This is a genomic window from Burkholderia sp. CCA53 (assembly GCF_001685525.1).
Classification (GTDB): domain Bacteria; phylum Pseudomonadota; class Gammaproteobacteria; order Burkholderiales; family Burkholderiaceae; genus Burkholderia; species Burkholderia multivorans.
In genome coordinates this window covers 1,824,393-1,839,392 of sequence record NZ_BDDJ01000002.1, presented here as the reverse complement: position 1 = coordinate 1,839,392, position 15,000 = coordinate 1,824,393, and the positions used below count along the sequence as shown (strand labels likewise).

Genomic DNA, 15,000 nt, shown 5'->3' with positions numbered 1-15,000 from the left:
TCGCCTCCGCATAGCCGCCCCATCGCCACCGCATCGCGCCCACATCACCGCTCCTTCACCGCTGCAATTTCGTTCAAGACGCCGCACCGCGCCACACGCGACGATGCGGCCCATGAAGACACGACTGATCGGCTATCTCTATCTCGCCGCCGCAATGGCAGGCGTCGGCAGCACCGTCATCGCGAGCCGCGTGGCGGCCGGCGGCCTTCCGCCGTTCGCGGCGACCGCGCTGCGTTTCCTGATCGCGACGCCGTTGCTGATCGCGCTGATGCGCATGCGGCGGCTTCGCTGGACGCGGCCGTCCACGCGCGATGCCGTGCTGCTCGTGATCCAGGCGGCCGCCGGCGGCGTCGGCTATACGGTGCTGCTGATCTGCGGCACGAAGCTCGCGTCGCCGATCGACGCAGGCGTGATGTTGGGCACGCTGCCCGCGATGTCGACGCTGATCGCGGCCGTCGTACTGCGCGAGCGGCAGACGCGGCGCGACTGGGTCGCCGCGGCGCTCGCCACGTCGGGCGTGCTGTTCGTCACGTTCGCACCCGGCCATGCGATGCCGTCGCTGCGCGCGCTCGTCGGCGATGCGCTCGTGCTCGCCGCGGTCGCGTGCGAAGCGGTGTTCATTCTGCTGAACCGGCGGCTGACCGCACCGCTGCCGCCGCTGACGCTGTCCGCCGCGATGTCGGCGCTCGGCTTCGTGCTCGCGCTGATACCGGCCGCGTTCGAATGGCGGGCCGTCGTGTCGGGCTGGACGTTTGGCGCAGTGTCGGCGATCGCCTATTACGCACTCGTGCCGACCGTACTCGGCTACGTATGCTGGTATGCGGGCTCGGCGCGCACGAGCGGCACCGAGGCCGCGCTGTTCACGGCGATCGCGCCGGTGTCGGCCGTGCTGTTCGCGGTCGTGCTGTTCGGCGACGCATTGACCGCGACGCGCGTCGCCGGCATCGCGCTCGTCGTGGCGGGCGTGCTGGTCGGCGCGACGCGGCGGCGCGATTCGTCGACGAACGCGGACGCGCAGTGCCATGCCGACCCCGCGCCGCCAGCGCGCGCCGCCGCGGAATGACGCGCCGTCGCCCTGCACGAAGCACGCGACGCTGCGGTGCTCGCGCGTCGCGCGATGCGCCGATGCGCCGATGCGCGTTCACCACGACTGTAGGAATGTTTCCGCGCGCCGCAAAACCGTTGCGTCGCCTCGCGCGAGGTGCAATATTCGCGTGGCCGGGCCTTTTGACCACTGTCGACAACCATCCGTCACGCAATGAACAAGAAGGAAGCGAAAGCAAAAATCGCGGCGCTGCTCGCCGGGGGAACGAGGAAAGCCGAGGTGCTCGCGAACCTGTCCGGGCACGGTCTCAAGGATCGCGTGCTCGCCCGGCTGATTGCATCACGGCCCGATCCGGAACGATGCCGACGCAACAAGGTGCACGTCCGGATCCTGATCGGCATCGCGGTCGTGCAGTTGCTGATCAGTCTCGATATCGCCTATTCCCTGTTCGAACTCGCCGGCCGCCTCGGCTCGTCGCGCGGGAGCGGCCAGAGCGTCACGCTGCTCTTTGTCGCGCTGACCGTGCCGCTGGCGCTGCTGTTTATCTGGGGATTCGCGACACACCGCGTCGGCGCGTATCACGCGTTCATCGCGCTATCGCTGCTGCAGCTGCCGAAGACCATCGCGGACCTGACGCACGATCCGTCGACCGCGCTGCCGACCCTCGCGGTCACGGCCGTGCTGATCGGCTACGTATGGTTCGTCCGCAACCGGATGTTCCCCGACTACGGCTGGTTCACGCCGCGCAAGGTCGACGGCCGCTATGCGTTCGTCGATCGCGCGTCGTAACGGCGCCGCGCATTTCGTACGCACAAACAAAAGCGCCGTGCCGCCCGCGATCGCGGGACGGCACGGCGCTTTTGCGTTCGACCGGCAGCCGGCTTACTTCGCCTTTTCGGCCGTGTTGCTGATTGCCTGACCGCCCTTCGAAATGTCCTCGCCCACGCCGGCGACCGTGTTGCAGCCGGCCAGTGCGGCAGTCATCACCAGCAGCATCGCAGCAATCGTACGCGTCATTCTCGTTCTCCTTGTAATCAGTGCACCCGAGCGGGCAAACGGTTTGCGGCATGGCGCCCTGCACGATGCAGGACACGGGGCCTGACCTGATTATACGGAGACGTCCGCCGCACGCCAGTACGAACGCGCACCGTATCGCGCGCGCGACACGGTCCGGCGCGAGATTTTCCTTGACTTCGGCTCATGCGCGACTAATATACGCACCGCGTATATTTTTCATCAGGTGCCGCCGATGCCCGTTCCTCAGCAAGCCTTCCTCCGCGACGCGATGCGCCGCCTCAACATGACGCGCGAAGCGTTCGCGAACCGCATCGGCGTGAGCCGCCGTGCGCTCGATACGTGGCTGCTGCCCGACGATTCGCAGGAATCGCGCGGGATGCCGGAGATCGTCGAGCGGTTCGTGTCGGAGATCGTCGAGCGCGCGGCGCCGGAAGGCGAAATCTATACGCAACGCGTAGATAACCAGGGGCTCGCGAAGCAGTTCCTGTTCGAAGGCAAGCCCCAACTACTATCGGTCGACCAGTTCTCGCGCGAGTCGGTCGAGGCGCTGTTCCGCGTCGCCGACGTCATGCAGCCTATCGCGCGCCGCCACAAGATTTCGCGCGTGCTCGAAGGCGCGGTGCTCGGCAACCTGTTCTTCGAAGCCAGCACGCGCACGCGCGTGTCGTTCGGCGCGGCGTTCTGCCGGCTCGGCGGTTCCGTCTGCGATACGACCGGGTTCACGTTCTCGTCGATGGCGAAAGGCGAGTCGATCTACGACACGAGCCGCGTGATGGCCGGCTACGTCGACGCGCTCGTGATCCGCCATCCGGAGAAAGGCTCGGTCGCCGAATTCGCGCGCGCGACCAATCTGCCGGTGATCAACGGCGGCGACGGCCCGGGCGAGCATCCGAGCCAGGCGCTGCTCGATCTCTATACGATCCAGCGCGAGTTCTCGCGGCTCGGCAAGATCGTCGACGGCGCGCACATCGCGCTCGTCGGCGACCTCAAATACGGCCGCACCGTGCATTCGCTCGTCAAGCTGCTCGCGCTCTACCGCGGGCTCAAGTTCACGCTGGTGTCGCCGCCGACGCTCGAAATGCCCGCCTACATCATCGATCAGATCGCGACGAACGGGCACGTGATCGAGCAGACGAACGACCTCGCGGCGGGGCTGCGCGGCGCCGACGTCGTCTATGCGACGCGAATCCAGAAGGAGCGCTTCACCGACGAGTCGTTCGAAGGCTATACGCCCGATTTCCAGATCAATCAGGCGCTCGTCGACACGGTCTGCAAACCCGACACGCTGATCATGCATCCGCTGCCGCGCGACAGCCGGCCCGGCGCCAACGATCTGTCGACGGACCTGAACCGCGATCCGCGTCTCGCGATCTTCCGGCAGACCGACAACGGCATTCCGGTGCGCATGGCGATCTTCGCGGTGCTGCTCGGCGTCGAAAACCTCGTGCAGCATTCGATGCGCGACGCGACGTGGCGACCGCCGGCATACCTGGGGCCGGAGGATGCCGTGTTTCACGGGATCGACTGATATCGGGCGATTCGCCCGGCCGGCGCGCGATTGCGTCGGGCCGGCGTGCCGCGCACCGCATCATGAACAGCGCGCCGGACAACCGGCGCGCTGTTTTCATTTCGACGCGATGCCCTGGCGCACCGGCGCGCCCTGCGACGCCCACGGATCGATCACGCGCAGGCCCGCGGCCTCGAACGGCGCGACGTCGCGCGTCGCGACGATCAGGCCGTTCGCCTCGGCCGTCGCGGCAATGTAGCCATCGGCGGGCGCGATCGCGTTGCCGCCGGCACGGGCGTGCGCGCGAATGCGCGCATAGGCCTTGCTCGCGGCATCGTCGAACGGCAGGATCCGGCCGCGAAACACCGGCACGACACGATGCTCGATGCTTTGCGCCAGCCAGTCCCGCCGGCGCCCTTCCGGCAGCGCCGCGACACCGAAGCGCATTTCGGCGAGGCTGATCGCGGCCAGGAACAGCGTCTCGACGTTCTGTGCGTCGAGCCATTCGATCACGGCCGCGCTCGGCTCGCGCCGCAGCGGTTCGGAAATGACGTTCGTATCAACAAGGATCATTCGAAGCTCATCGGATCGGTTGGCGTCTTGTCACGCTGAATGTCGAAATCGACACCGCCTGCCTCCCGTCCGATTTCCGCCAGCAAGGTTCCCAGCTTCACACGCCCTTCCGACAACACGGCCTGCTCGAGGATGTCGCGCACCTCTGCCTCGGTACTGCGCCCGTGCAGCGCCGCGCGGACCCGAAGGGCGCGATGCACTTCATCCGGCAAGTTTCGAACGGTAATCACAGGCATAATGCACTCCATCGATATGCTTTCAATGCAGTCATCTTATCACTTTGCTGTCGCGATGGACGACATCACGTTGCGGATACTCTAGCCCGCACCGCCGCACCATCCCAGTCGGCCGTTTGGCCGCCGCGCGTCGCCCGCGTTTGTTGCAACGCATGCTTTCCTTACAAACGATAACAAGAACGCTTCTCATTTAATAGAAAATTACATAGAATGCGCGCTGAAAAGAATTCGTAATAATTCCCGGCGGCATGCAGGATCCTGCAGCACTTCGCCTCCGGGGCACACAGCGAGGTCGAAGCGCATCATGAAGTCCCGTTCCGACGAGTCGAAGCTCGGAAAATTCACCACCCTGTGCAGCGTGCTCGCCGCCAGTCCCGCGTTTGCCGCCGACGGCGCACCGCCGCCCGCGCCCGCGGACGCCGAAGGCCATCTCGCGCCGATCGAGATCAAGGGCCGCGCCGAGCACAGCTACAAGGCCGATTTTTCCGCGTCGGCCAAATTCACCGCGCCGCTCGTCGACACGCCGAAATCGGTCACCGTGATTCCGCAGGAGTTGATTCAGACCAGCGGCGCGTCGACGCTGACCGAAGCACTGCGCACCGTGCCCGGCATCACGTTCGGCGCCGGCGAAGGCGGCAACCCGCTCGGCGACCGCCCGTTCATCCGCGGCTACGACACGCAGGGCAGCATGTTCGTCGACGGCATGCGCGACACCGGCGCGACCACGCGCGAAATCTTCAACACCGAACGCGTCGAGATCACGAAAGGCTCGGACGGCGCGTACGGCGGGCGCGGCGGCGCGGGCGGCAGCATCAACCTGATCACGAAGGCGCCGCACCTCGGCACGACGGCCGCCGCGAGCGCCGGGCTCGGCACCGATCGCTACCGTCGCTTCACCGCCGACGGCAACTGGCAGTTCGCCGATCACGCGGCGTTCCGGCTGAACCTGATGAGCCACAACAACGACGTGGCGGGCCGCGACGCCGTGAACAACGAACGCTGGGGCGTCGCACCGTCGATCGCGTTCGGCCTCGGCACGCCGACGCGCGTGACCGCGAGCTACTACCATCTGTCGACGGACGACCTGCCCGACAGCGGCATTCCGTACTTCTACACGACGACGAACAAGCCCGCAAACGTCGACACGATCTATCCGGCGCCGGTCGACCGCCACAACTTCTACGGCCTGATCGACCGCGACTTCCGCAAGACGACGTCGGACATCAGCACGCTGCGCATCGAGCACGACATCACGCCGGCGCTGACCGTGCGCAACACGACGCGCTACACCGAATCGACGCAGGACTACATCTGGACGCAGCCCGACGACAGCCAGGGCAACGTGATCAACGGCAAGGTCTGGCGCCGCAACAACAACCGCAACAGTTCGATCAACAGCATCGCGAACCAGACCGAGCTGTTCGGCGAGTTTCGCACCGGCCCGTTCAAGCACAGCTTCACGACCGGCATCGAGCTGTCGCGCGAATGGGGCAAGCGCGACACGTACAAGGTCGCGACCGGCACCGGCGCGATCTGCAACAACGGCATCGGCGCACCGTCCGGCTACAACTGCACGAGCCTGTGGTCGCCGAACCCGGCCGATCCGTGGGCCGGTTCGATCTCGCGCAACAACGACTATGCGCATGCGCGCACCACGACGAAGTCGATCTACGGCTTCGACACGATCGAGCTGACGCCACGCTGGCAGCTCAATGCCGGCGTGCGCGTCGACGATTATTCGACGCGCTTCACCGATACGAAGGCGAACGGCGGCAAGACCTACACGCGCGACGACACGCTGTTCAACTGGCAGCTCGGCGCGGTGTTCAAGCCCGCGCAGAACGGCAGCATCTATGCGTCGTACGCGACGTCGTCGACGCCGGCCGGGATGCTGCTCGGCGAAGGCAGCGAGACGCAATCGCTCACGCCGGGCCGCGGCGGCGTCGGTTCGAACGCCGATCAGCTGTCGCCCGAGAAGAACCGCAGCATCGAGGTCGGCACGAAGTGGAACGTGCTGAACGACAAGCTGTCGCTGACGGCCGCGCTGTTCCAGATCGACACGACGAACGCGCGCGTGACGCTGCCGAACAACCAGTACGCGATGGTGGGCAACAAGCGCGTGCAGGGCCTCGAGCTCGGCGTCGCGGGCCAGCTCACGAAACAGTGGCAGGTGTTCGGCGGCTACACGTACATGAAGAGCGAACTGCGCGACAACGGCAAGGACACCGCGAACAACGGCCATCGCTTCCCGAATACGCCGAAGCACAGCTTCACGATGTGGACGAACTACGACGTCACGCCGAAGTTCACGGTCGGCGGCGGCGCGTTCTACATGTCGGAAGTGTTCGGCGATCCGGCTAACCTGCGCGCGGTGCCGTCGTACTGGCGCTTCGATGCGATGGCGCAGTACCGCATCAACAAGAAGCTCGACCTGCAGCTGAACGTGAACAACCTGTTCAACCGCACGTACTTCGATCAGGCGTATCCGGCGCACTACGCGTCGATCGCGCCGGGCCGCTCCGCGTTCGTCACGCTGAACGCACGCTACTGATCGATGGAAGCCGTATCGCTGAAGGCGCTCGCATCGGTCTCGCCGCGCGAGTTCGCCGCGATTCTGGCCGGGCCGCCCGAGCGCGCGGCCGCGTGGGTCGCGGCGGCCGCCGACAACGGCATCGTCGAGGCGCAGGCCGTCTACGGGCAGTACCTGCTCGACGGCCGCGGCGTGCCGCGCGATCCGGCCGCCGCGTTCCGCTGGTTTGCGCACGCGGCGCGGGCCGGTCATCCGATGGCGATGAACATGCTCGGGCGCTGCTACGAATTCGGCTGGGGCACGGCCGCGTGCGCGCCCGTTGCCGTGTACTGGTATCGCCTCGCCGCGCAAGCGGGGCTCGACTGGGGCATGTACAACTACGCGACCGCGCTCGCGCTCGGCAACGGCATCGACGAGAACCGCGCGGAAGCGCTCGACTGGTTCCGGCGCGCGGCCGCGCTCGGACACGCGAAATCGATCAATCTGATCGGCGGCTTCTATGAAGACGGCTGGGTCGTCGACGTCGACCGCGACGCCGCGTTCGACCACTATCGCCGCGCCGCCGAAGCAGGCGATTTTCGCGGGCAATTCAACTATGCGCGGCTGCTCGGCGAGCGCGGGCGCATCGACGAAGCGCTCGCGTGGCTCGCGCGCGTGCCCGCCACCGCCACGCCCGCGTTCGTCGCGAAGATGCGCGCCTATCTCGCGTCGTCGCCGCTCGACGCATTTCGCGCGGCAGCCATGCAGCTGTCGTCGCACGACATGGAGTCCGCCACATGATGCTGCACGTTCCGGGCGTGCTGACCCAAGCGCAGGTTGCACGCTGTCGAGAGATGCTCGATGCGGCCGAATGGATCGACGGCAATGCGACGTCGGGTGCGCAGTCCGCGCTCGCGAAGCGCAACCGGCAGCTGCCCGAAGGCTCGCCGGTCGCGCGCGCGGTCGGCGATGCGATTCAGGACGCGCTCGCGCGCCATCCGCTGTTCTTTTCCGCTGCGCTGCCGCTTAAGGTGTTTCCGCCGCTGTTCAATCGCTATGCGGGCGGCGAGGCGTTCGGCACGCACGTCGACAATGCGATCCGGCTGTTGCGCGGCACCGATTTCCGCGTGCGCAGCGATCTGTCGGCCACACTATTTCTCGCCGAGCCCGACACGTACGACGGCGGCGAGCTCTGCGTGGAAGACACGTACGGCGTGCATCGTGCGAAGCTGCCGGCCGGCGATCTCGTGCTGTATCCGGCGTCGAGCCTGCATCACGTGACACCCGTGACGCGCGGCGAGCGCGTCGCGTCGTTCTTCTGGATTCAGAGCATGGTGCGCGACGACGGCGACCGCACGCTGCTGTTCCAGCTCGACACGCAGATTCAGACGCTGTCCGCCGAAAAAGGCGCGAAGGATCCGACGGTGATCGCACTGACCGGCATCTATCACAATCTGTTGCGCAAGTGGGCCGACGCCTAGCGCGGCGCAGCGCTCACTCGCCCGGTTTGCGGCCCGCCGTATTACCCTGCCTCCACTGCGCCTTGCCGGCTTCCGACAGTTCTCCGCTGCTATGTGTCGCGTCGGGCATCGTGCCCGGCACGGCCATGTCGCCGCCCGGCTGCTCCTGCGCGGCGACGGGCTTGCCCTTGCGCGCCGCGACGCGTTCGTCCTGAGACTTCCCGGCGTAATCTTCCATTCGCTCTCTCCATGAAGGGTCCGGTCGTCACGCAACGGCCGCGGCGTTCAATAACGCGATCCGGTTGCGTCGACGATGCTGACAACGCACGCAGCAGCGATGCCGTGTGCCGACAATGATTCGTGCCGAGAGCGTACGGCGGGCATCCGCGGCAAGCGGCGTGTGTCCCTTTCGCGATGCGCGCCGGCACGTCGCGCACGCGGATCGCGCCCTTTCGAGAACACGAACTCGAACACAAACACGCGTACGCTCGCGCGCACACCTGCACGTTTCCGATCACGGCCTACGGTGTCGAGCATCGCCCATACCCACAGTGCCGCGATGCCGGCGTGGTCGGACGGTCACCCGATTCCCGCGCAAAAGGCGTATCGGAACGCCAACCGATGCAAATTCTGCAATACGAAATGTAATGCGGGCGGCACGCGATCATGGGTTTCCCTTGTTCCGCTTCACTTGGATTCACGTACACGGTCGATTCACGTCGCGCATGCAGATTCGCCCGTCGGCTTCGACATCGCCGCTCGGCGGCACGCGCGATGCTCTATCCGTTCCGCGTCCATCGACGCGCTCAACCACTGGAGAAGGATCATGGCGAATCAGGAACACCAGCACAGCGAGCGGAAAGAACGCAGCGAGCATCACGAAAAGGAGCGCAACGAGAAACAGGAGAATCGTAACGAGAAGCGCAGCGAAAACCGTCAGGAAGAACAGCGTCGCAACGAAAAGAAGTGACGTTATGCGGTCGCCGCTAGAACAGCAACAAGCCCCCCGCGCGCTGCGGGGGGCGACTCGCCTGTCGGGCCCACTTCGCCGGAGATCACGACCATGCCGCAACCATTCGAGCCCGACGATCTCTATCTCTACCGCGACATCGTCGATTTGCAGTGCCGCTTCGAGGGCGATCTGGCCGTCTGCGAACTGTCGACGCCCGATCGCGATGCCGACGACTACCGCAGCGCGCTATGGCTCGTTGATATCGACGGCGGCCGGCCGCCTCGACAACTCACGTTCGGCAACGCCGATTCGCATCCGCGCTGGTGTCCCGGCGAACAGGCGCTGGCATTCCTGTCGGACCGCGGCAGCGGCCGCCAGATCCACGCGATCCGGACCGACGGCGGCGAAGCGCGACGCGTAACCGATCTGCCGTCGGGCGTGATGTCGTTCGAATGGTCGCCGGACGGCAAGCAGCTGCTCGCGTTGTGCACGATCGCGGCGGACCCCGAGCAACGCGGCAACACGCACGGCGATAGCGACGAAGCCGCCGACCGCCCGGCCGACGCGCCGCGCGTCGTATGGCGGCTGCCTTACAAGCTGGACGGCGTCGGCTACACGCTCGACACCGAGATCCACCTCCATACGATCGACGCGCAAACCGGCGCATCGCGCCGGCTGACGCGAGGATCGTTCGAAGTGAGCGAGGCCGACTGGTCTCCCGACGGCCAACGCATCGCGTTCACGCGCACGCGCGACGGACGCTTCGCGCATCGCACGGACGTGTGGGTCGTCGACGCGGACGGCGGCAATGCGCGGCAGCTGACGTCGACGATCGCATCGGCCGCCTTTCCGCGCTGGTCCCCCGACGGCCGCTTCATCGCGCTGATCGGCAGCGAACACGACGGCGACGCGCAGATGCGTCTGTGGCTGCACGACGTGCGCACAGGCGACACGCGCGCGCTCGGCGACGACGACATCGAGATCGTATCGGGCCGCACGGTCTTCTGGTCGCACGATTCCACGCGCCTGTACTTCGTGCTCGCGCACCACGGACGACAGGAAGTCGCGACGATCGCCGTGGCCGACGGCACACTTCGGCGCGTCATAACCGGCGACCGCCAGGTCGGCCACTTCGCACTCGGCGCGAACGGTCTGCTCTACACGTCCGACGACGCGCGCACGCCGGCCGACATCTGGACCGCCGCGCTCGACGGCAGCGGCGAGCGACGCCTGACCGACTTCAATCCATGGTGGCGCGACAGGACGATGCCGGACGTCACGATGCGCCGGTTCGACGTGCCTGATGAACGCGGCGGCACCGAGCGTGTCGACGGATGGTGGCTGACCGCGCCCGGCGCGAAAGGTGCGCGGCCGGTTCTCGTCGACGTGCACGGCGGCCCCGCGAGCTACGCGTTGCTGAGCTTCAACTGGCATGTCTACTGGCCGATCCTGATTTCGCGCGGATGGGCGGTGCTCGCGTTGAATCCGGTCGGCTCGAGCAGCTACGGACGCGACTTCAGTTCGCGCGCGCGCAAGAAGTGGGGCAAGTGCGACCTCGATCAGCAGCTCGCGGCCGTCGACGCGCTGCGCAACGAAGGCTGCGCCGACGAACGCGTCGCGATCGCCGGTAAATCGTACGGCGGCTTCCTCGGCGCATGGGCAGTCGGCAATACGACGGCATTTCGCGCGGCGGTCGTCTGCGCGCCGGTCGCCGACATCGAGTCGCACTTCGCGGTATCGGACAGCGGCTACTACTCCGACTGCTACTCGATGTACGGCGAGCTGAGCGTCAAACGCGACGCGATGCGCGACCTGTCGCCGCTCAGCTACGTCGAGCACGTGCGCACGCCGACGCTGATCCTGCAGGGCGAGCGCGACGAACGCTGCCCGGTGTCGCAGGCCGAGGAGCTGTTTACCGGCATCATGAGTGCGACCGCCACGCCGGTCGAACTCGTCACCTATCCGGGCGGCAGCCATCACTTCTTCGAGTCCGGGCGGCCGTCGCATCGCAAGGACATGCTCGAGCGCCTGATCGGCTGGCTCGAAAAATGGATCGACCGGCCGCTGCATCCCGACGGCGAACACGGCAGTGCCGCGCAGGCGGAAGCGTCCGGTCGAACGACGTCGCGCGCGTCGTAGCGGAAACGCCGATCGCGGAAATCCGCGTTTTCATGCGACGAAACCGTCACGCACGATTGCGCAACCGTGCGACACATTGCGACGGACGCGTGAGCGCGCATCGGCTATCGACCGCGCACCGCCGATCGAAACGCGCGCCGACATTCTTTCCGCCGGTCACACCCGATCGGTAACATCGGCACTTGCCGATCGCGGCCCGCTCCCGCACAATCGGGCCACCTTCTCCCGCCCCCTCCCGCGATGTCCTATGCGTCACTCGCCACCGGCGTGCTGCTCGCCGGCGGTCTCGGCCAACGTTTCGATCCGAGCGGTCTGCAGAGCAAGCTGCTCGCGCCGCTGCCCGACGGCACGCCGGTCGCGGTGGCCGCCGCGCGGCGCCTTGCGGCGGCGACGGCCGACGTCGTCGCGGTCGTGCGTCCCGGCGCGGAACAACTCGCGATGCTGCTGAACGATGCCGGCTGCCAGGTCGTCTATGCGCCCGACGCGCTGCGCGGCATGGGCGCAAGCCTCGCGGCCGGCGTCCGCGCGTGCGCGGACGCGCCCGGCTGGCTCGTCGCGCTCGGCGACATGCCGTGGATCGCGGCATCGACCTACGAAGCACTGACGCGCGCGCTCGACGCCGACGACGCCTCGATCGTCGCGCCGTCCCATCGCGGCGTGCGCGGCCATCCGGTCGGCTTTGCCGCTCACCATTACGATGCACTCGCGGCGCTCGACGGCGATACGGGCGCCCGCGCGCTGTTCAAGACGGCGCCGGTCAGACTTCTGGACGTCGACGATCCGGGCGTCCTGCGCGACGTCGATACGCCCGCCGACCTGCGCTGAGCGCGCGCCGCGGCCCGCCGGGCCGTGCGACGCGCATGCCGGCCTGCAGCGGACACCGGCGGCACGACGGCACGACACCGTCCGCCGCACGCGACTCGCGCCAACCGTTCGACGAATCGCACTGCAAACGCGCGCGCGATTGCCTATAACGAAGAACGAAGACGAGGCGCGGCCGCCGCGCCGCCGCCGTTACGAATCGCACGAGCGCGCCATGACCGACCACACCACTCCAATGCCCGAGCCCCCGGCGGACCCGAACCGGGATCCGGAAGACGATCCGCTGTCGCCGCCGTCTCCGGGCCATCATCACGACAATCCGCAGCAGCCGGACGGGCCGCCGAGCAAGGATCCCGTTTAGCCGCGCGCGGGTCCAAGCGGTTTTGCGGGCATGGGCGATGCACCGATGTCGCGGCGCCGCACGATCGCGCGCGAGCGCCGCTACCGCGCCGTATAGCCGCCGTCGATCGCGAGCGACACGCCGCTGATCATCGACGCCGCGCCGCTCAACAGAAACATCACCGGCGCGACGACTTCATCGGGCTGCGCAAACCGCCCGAGCGGAATTGCGGCGAGCATCGGCGCGCTTTTCGCCGGATCGCTCCACGCGAACTGCGCCATCGGCGTCAGCGTCACGGTCGGATTCACGCTGTTCACGCGGATCCCGTGCGGGCCGAGCTCGATGCAGAGCACCCGTGTGATCGCATCCATCGCGGCCTTCGACGCGCAGTAGCTCAGATGCGCGGGCAGCCCGACGAGCGCGGCCTGACTCGACACGTTGACGATGCTGCCGCCGCGCGCGGAGCCCTGCTCGATCATCCGGCGCGCGACCGCGCGGGCGACGAGCGCGGCGCCGCGCGCATTGACGGCCATCACGCGATCGAAGCTGGCCGCGCCGACGTCGAGCGCCGATTCGAGCGAGGCGACGCCCGCGCAGTTCACGAGCCCGTCGAACGCCGCGAACCGCGCGAGCGCGGCATCGATCGCCTGCTCGTCGCGGCCGACGTCGAGGCGTACCGTGTCGCAGCCCGTTTCGCCGGCGAGCGCCTCGAGCGCCGCCATGTCGCGCGCGGCCGCGACGACGTGCGCGCCCGCCTGGGCGAGCGCCACCGCACAGGCGCGGCCGATCCCGCTCGATGCGCCGGTGACGAGCACGCGCGCACCGCTGAAGTCGAATTGCGTGTTCATGATGCGGATTGCAGCGCGTGCATGATTGGCTTGAGCGCCGGGTACAGCGCCGTGTAGAGCGCGAAGCGCGCCGCATATGCGGCCGCGCGCGCGGGATCGGGACGCGCACGCTCGACGAGCGAGACCCAGCCGCCCTGCGCGTCGTCGTGCGACACGATGCCGACGCCGAACGCGGCGAGCAGCGCCGCGCCCATCGCGGCTTCGACGTCCTGCTCGATGGTCCAGACCGGAAAGCCGGTGACGTCCGCGACGATCTGCATCCACAGGGCCGAATGCGCGGCGCCGCCGACGACGATCAGCTTGTCGTCGAGCGTCGCGGCCCCGCGGCGACCGGCATCGATGTTGTGCCGCAGCGCGAACGCGACGCCTTCGAGCACCGCGCGATACAGGTGCGCGCGCGTATGCGCGAGACTGAGCCCGACGAACGCGCCGCTCGCCTTCGCGTCCCATACCGGGCTGCGCTCGCCCATCAGGTATGGCAGGAACAGCACGCCGTCGGCGCCGGCCGGCACGCGCGCGGCCGCTTCCTCGAGCAGCACGTGCGGATCGCCGTGCGGCAACGCGCGCGCGGCCTCGCACTCCGCGTGGCAGAACTGGTCGCGAAACCACGCAACCGACGCACCGGCCGTGATCGCTCCGCCGAACACGTACAGATCGCGCTGTCCGTCGAACACATGCGGCATGCTGACCAGCCCGTGCCGCGCATCCGCGTGCTGCGTCACGTAACCCCAGCACATGCTGGTGCCGATCATCGCGACATGCTGGCCCGCACGCGTCGCGCCGGCCGCGAACGTCGCGACGGCCGCATCGACGCCGCCCGCGACGAGCGGCGTGCCCGCGCGCAGCCCGAGCCGCTCGGTCCATTGCGACAGCAGCCCGCCGACGATCTCCGTCGACTCGACGAGCCGCTCCGGCATCATCGTCGCCGGAATGCCGAGCATGTCGAGCGCTTCGTCCGACCATTCGCGGCGCGCGATGTCGTACACGCCGCCGATGTTGCCGGCCGAACTGTGGTCGACCGCGATTTCGCCCGTCAGCAGATAGATCACGTACGCGTTCGGCGGCAGGAAGTAGCGCACGTTCGCCCAGACCTCCGGCCGCTGTTCGCGCAGCCACAGCATTTTCGTGAACCCGTAATAGCTGTCGATGCCGTTGCCCGTGATCGCGCGCAGCCGCTCGACGTCGACGTCGGCGTTCACGCGCTCGACTTCCGCGGTCGCGCGCCGGTCCATCCAGATCAGGCAGGGATGAATCGGCCGCATGTCGCGGTCGACCGGAATGCCGGAGCCGCCGTAGAGGCTGCTCACACATACCGCGCGGATCGCATCGGCCCGCACGCCGCGCGTGCGCGCCTCGTCGACGCAGCCCGCGATGCAGTCGAGCACCGCGTCGAACCAGACCTGCGGCCACTGCTCGGCCCACAGCGGCTTCGGCGTATCGGGCCGATAGCCTGCCGCGCGCTGCGCGACGATCGTACCGTGCCGGTCGACGAGCAGCGCCTTGGTGCTCTGCGTGCCGATGTCGACGCCAATCACGTATTCCATGATGCCTC

16 protein-coding genes are annotated in these 15,000 nt (G+C 67.7%); 10 read left to right on the top strand and 6 right to left on the bottom strand.

Annotated features, from left to right (window positions below):
- Window positions 1-112: 112 nt before the first annotated feature.
- Both BCR55_RS24420 and BCR55_RS24415 read left to right on the top strand, forming a co-directional pair.
- Window positions 113-1,063 carry a DMT family transporter gene (locus BCR55_RS24420; RefSeq protein ID WP_083211898.1) on the top strand — a complete coding sequence of 317 codons (951 nt, stop codon included), beginning with the start codon at window positions 113-115 and terminating at the stop codon, window positions 1,061-1,063.
- 195 nt (window positions 1,064-1,258) lie between these two features.
- Window positions 1,259-1,834, top strand: coding sequence for a permease (locus BCR55_RS24415; protein WP_065496261.1), 576 nt, complete (start codon window positions 1,259-1,261; stop codon window positions 1,832-1,834).
- Window positions 1,835-1,927: 93 nt separating this feature from the next.
- Here the strand turns inward: BCR55_RS24415 and BCR55_RS24410 are convergent, their stop codons facing one another.
- Window positions 1,928-2,062, bottom strand: coding sequence for an entericidin A/B family lipoprotein (locus BCR55_RS24410; protein WP_006396654.1), 135 nt, complete (start codon window positions 2,060-2,062; stop codon window positions 1,928-1,930).
- Between the two features lie 232 nt (window positions 2,063-2,294).
- On the opposite strand from BCR55_RS24410, the gene BCR55_RS24405 reads away from it, so the two are divergent.
- Window positions 2,295-3,590 carry an aspartate carbamoyltransferase gene (locus tag BCR55_RS24405; RefSeq protein ID WP_035487510.1) on the top strand — a complete coding sequence of 432 codons (1,296 nt, stop codon included), beginning with the start codon at window positions 2,295-2,297 and terminating at the stop codon, window positions 3,588-3,590.
- 96 nt (window positions 3,591-3,686) lie between these two features.
- Here the strand turns inward: BCR55_RS24405 and BCR55_RS24400 are convergent, their stop codons facing one another.
- A complete protein-coding gene (locus BCR55_RS24400) occupies window positions 3,687-4,142 on the bottom strand; it encodes a type II toxin-antitoxin system VapC family toxin (RefSeq protein ID WP_065496260.1) in 456 nt (151 codons plus the stop codon).
- The gene (locus BCR55_RS24395) at window positions 4,139-4,378 is read right to left on the bottom strand and encodes an Arc family DNA-binding protein (RefSeq protein ID WP_065496259.1); all 240 of its coding nucleotides are present in this window, start codon (window positions 4,376-4,378) and stop codon (window positions 4,139-4,141) included. The genes BCR55_RS24400 and BCR55_RS24395 overlap by 4 nt, the downstream gene beginning before the upstream one ends.
- Window positions 4,379-4,682: 304 nt before the next feature.
- Here BCR55_RS24395 and BCR55_RS24390 point away from each other — a divergent pair, with 304 nt between their 5' ends.
- The 3 genes from BCR55_RS24390 to BCR55_RS24380 are packed head-to-tail and all read left to right on the top strand — an operon-like array spanning window position 4,683 to window position 8,368.
- Window positions 4,683-6,929 carry a TonB-dependent siderophore receptor gene (locus tag BCR55_RS24390; RefSeq protein WP_006403070.1) on the top strand — a complete coding sequence of 749 codons (2,247 nt, stop codon included), beginning with the start codon at window positions 4,683-4,685 and terminating at the stop codon, window positions 6,927-6,929.
- 3 nt (window positions 6,930-6,932) lie between these two features.
- Complete coding sequence (locus BCR55_RS24385; protein ID WP_006403069.1) at window positions 6,933-7,688, top strand: tetratricopeptide repeat protein; 756 nt, start codon at window positions 6,933-6,935, stop codon at window positions 7,686-7,688.
- Window positions 7,685-8,368 (top strand): Fe2+-dependent dioxygenase, encoded by a 684-nt coding sequence (locus BCR55_RS24380; RefSeq protein WP_006409924.1) that lies wholly within the window; start codon window positions 7,685-7,687, stop codon window positions 8,366-8,368. The genes BCR55_RS24385 and BCR55_RS24380 overlap by 4 nt, the downstream gene beginning before the upstream one ends.
- 13 nt (window positions 8,369-8,381) lie before the next feature.
- Here the strand turns inward: BCR55_RS24380 and BCR55_RS24375 are convergent, their stop codons facing one another.
- Window positions 8,382-8,585: a hypothetical protein gene (locus tag BCR55_RS24375; protein WP_006403067.1), complete on the bottom strand. Its 204-nt coding sequence runs from the start codon at window positions 8,583-8,585 to the stop codon at window positions 8,382-8,384.
- 588 nt (window positions 8,586-9,173) lie between these two features.
- On the opposite strand from BCR55_RS24375, the gene BCR55_RS33180 reads away from it, so the two are divergent.
- The 4 genes from BCR55_RS33180 to BCR55_RS33175 all read left to right on the top strand — a co-directional run bounded on the left by BCR55_RS33180 (window position 9,174) and on the right by BCR55_RS33175 (window position 12,621).
- Window positions 9,174-9,317 carry a hypothetical protein gene (locus BCR55_RS33180; protein WP_006409932.1) on the top strand — a complete coding sequence of 48 codons (144 nt, stop codon included), beginning with the start codon at window positions 9,174-9,176 and terminating at the stop codon, window positions 9,315-9,317.
- A gap of 93 nt (window positions 9,318-9,410) precedes the next feature.
- Window positions 9,411-11,438, top strand: coding sequence for a S9 family peptidase (locus BCR55_RS24365; RefSeq protein ID WP_053298360.1), 2,028 nt, complete (start codon window positions 9,411-9,413; stop codon window positions 11,436-11,438).
- 240 nt (window positions 11,439-11,678) lie between these two features.
- Complete coding sequence (locus tag BCR55_RS24360; protein ID WP_053298359.1) at window positions 11,679-12,263, top strand: NTP transferase domain-containing protein; 585 nt, start codon at window positions 11,679-11,681, stop codon at window positions 12,261-12,263.
- 211 nt (window positions 12,264-12,474) lie between these two features.
- Window positions 12,475-12,621 carry a hypothetical protein gene (locus BCR55_RS33175; protein ID WP_012468001.1) on the top strand — a complete coding sequence of 49 codons (147 nt, stop codon included), beginning with the start codon at window positions 12,475-12,477 and terminating at the stop codon, window positions 12,619-12,621.
- 80 nt (window positions 12,622-12,701) lie between these two features.
- Here the strand turns inward: BCR55_RS33175 and BCR55_RS24350 are convergent, their stop codons facing one another.
- Entirely contained in the window at window positions 12,702-13,448 is a 747-nt protein-coding gene (locus tag BCR55_RS24350; protein WP_053298358.1) for an SDR family oxidoreductase, read from the bottom strand.
- On the bottom strand, window positions 13,445-14,992 hold the full coding sequence (locus BCR55_RS24345) for an FGGY-family carbohydrate kinase (RefSeq protein WP_053298357.1): 1,548 nt from the start codon (window positions 14,990-14,992) through the stop codon (window positions 13,445-13,447). The genes BCR55_RS24350 and BCR55_RS24345 overlap by 4 nt, the downstream gene beginning before the upstream one ends.
- Between the last annotated feature and the right edge of the window lie 8 nt (window positions 14,993-15,000).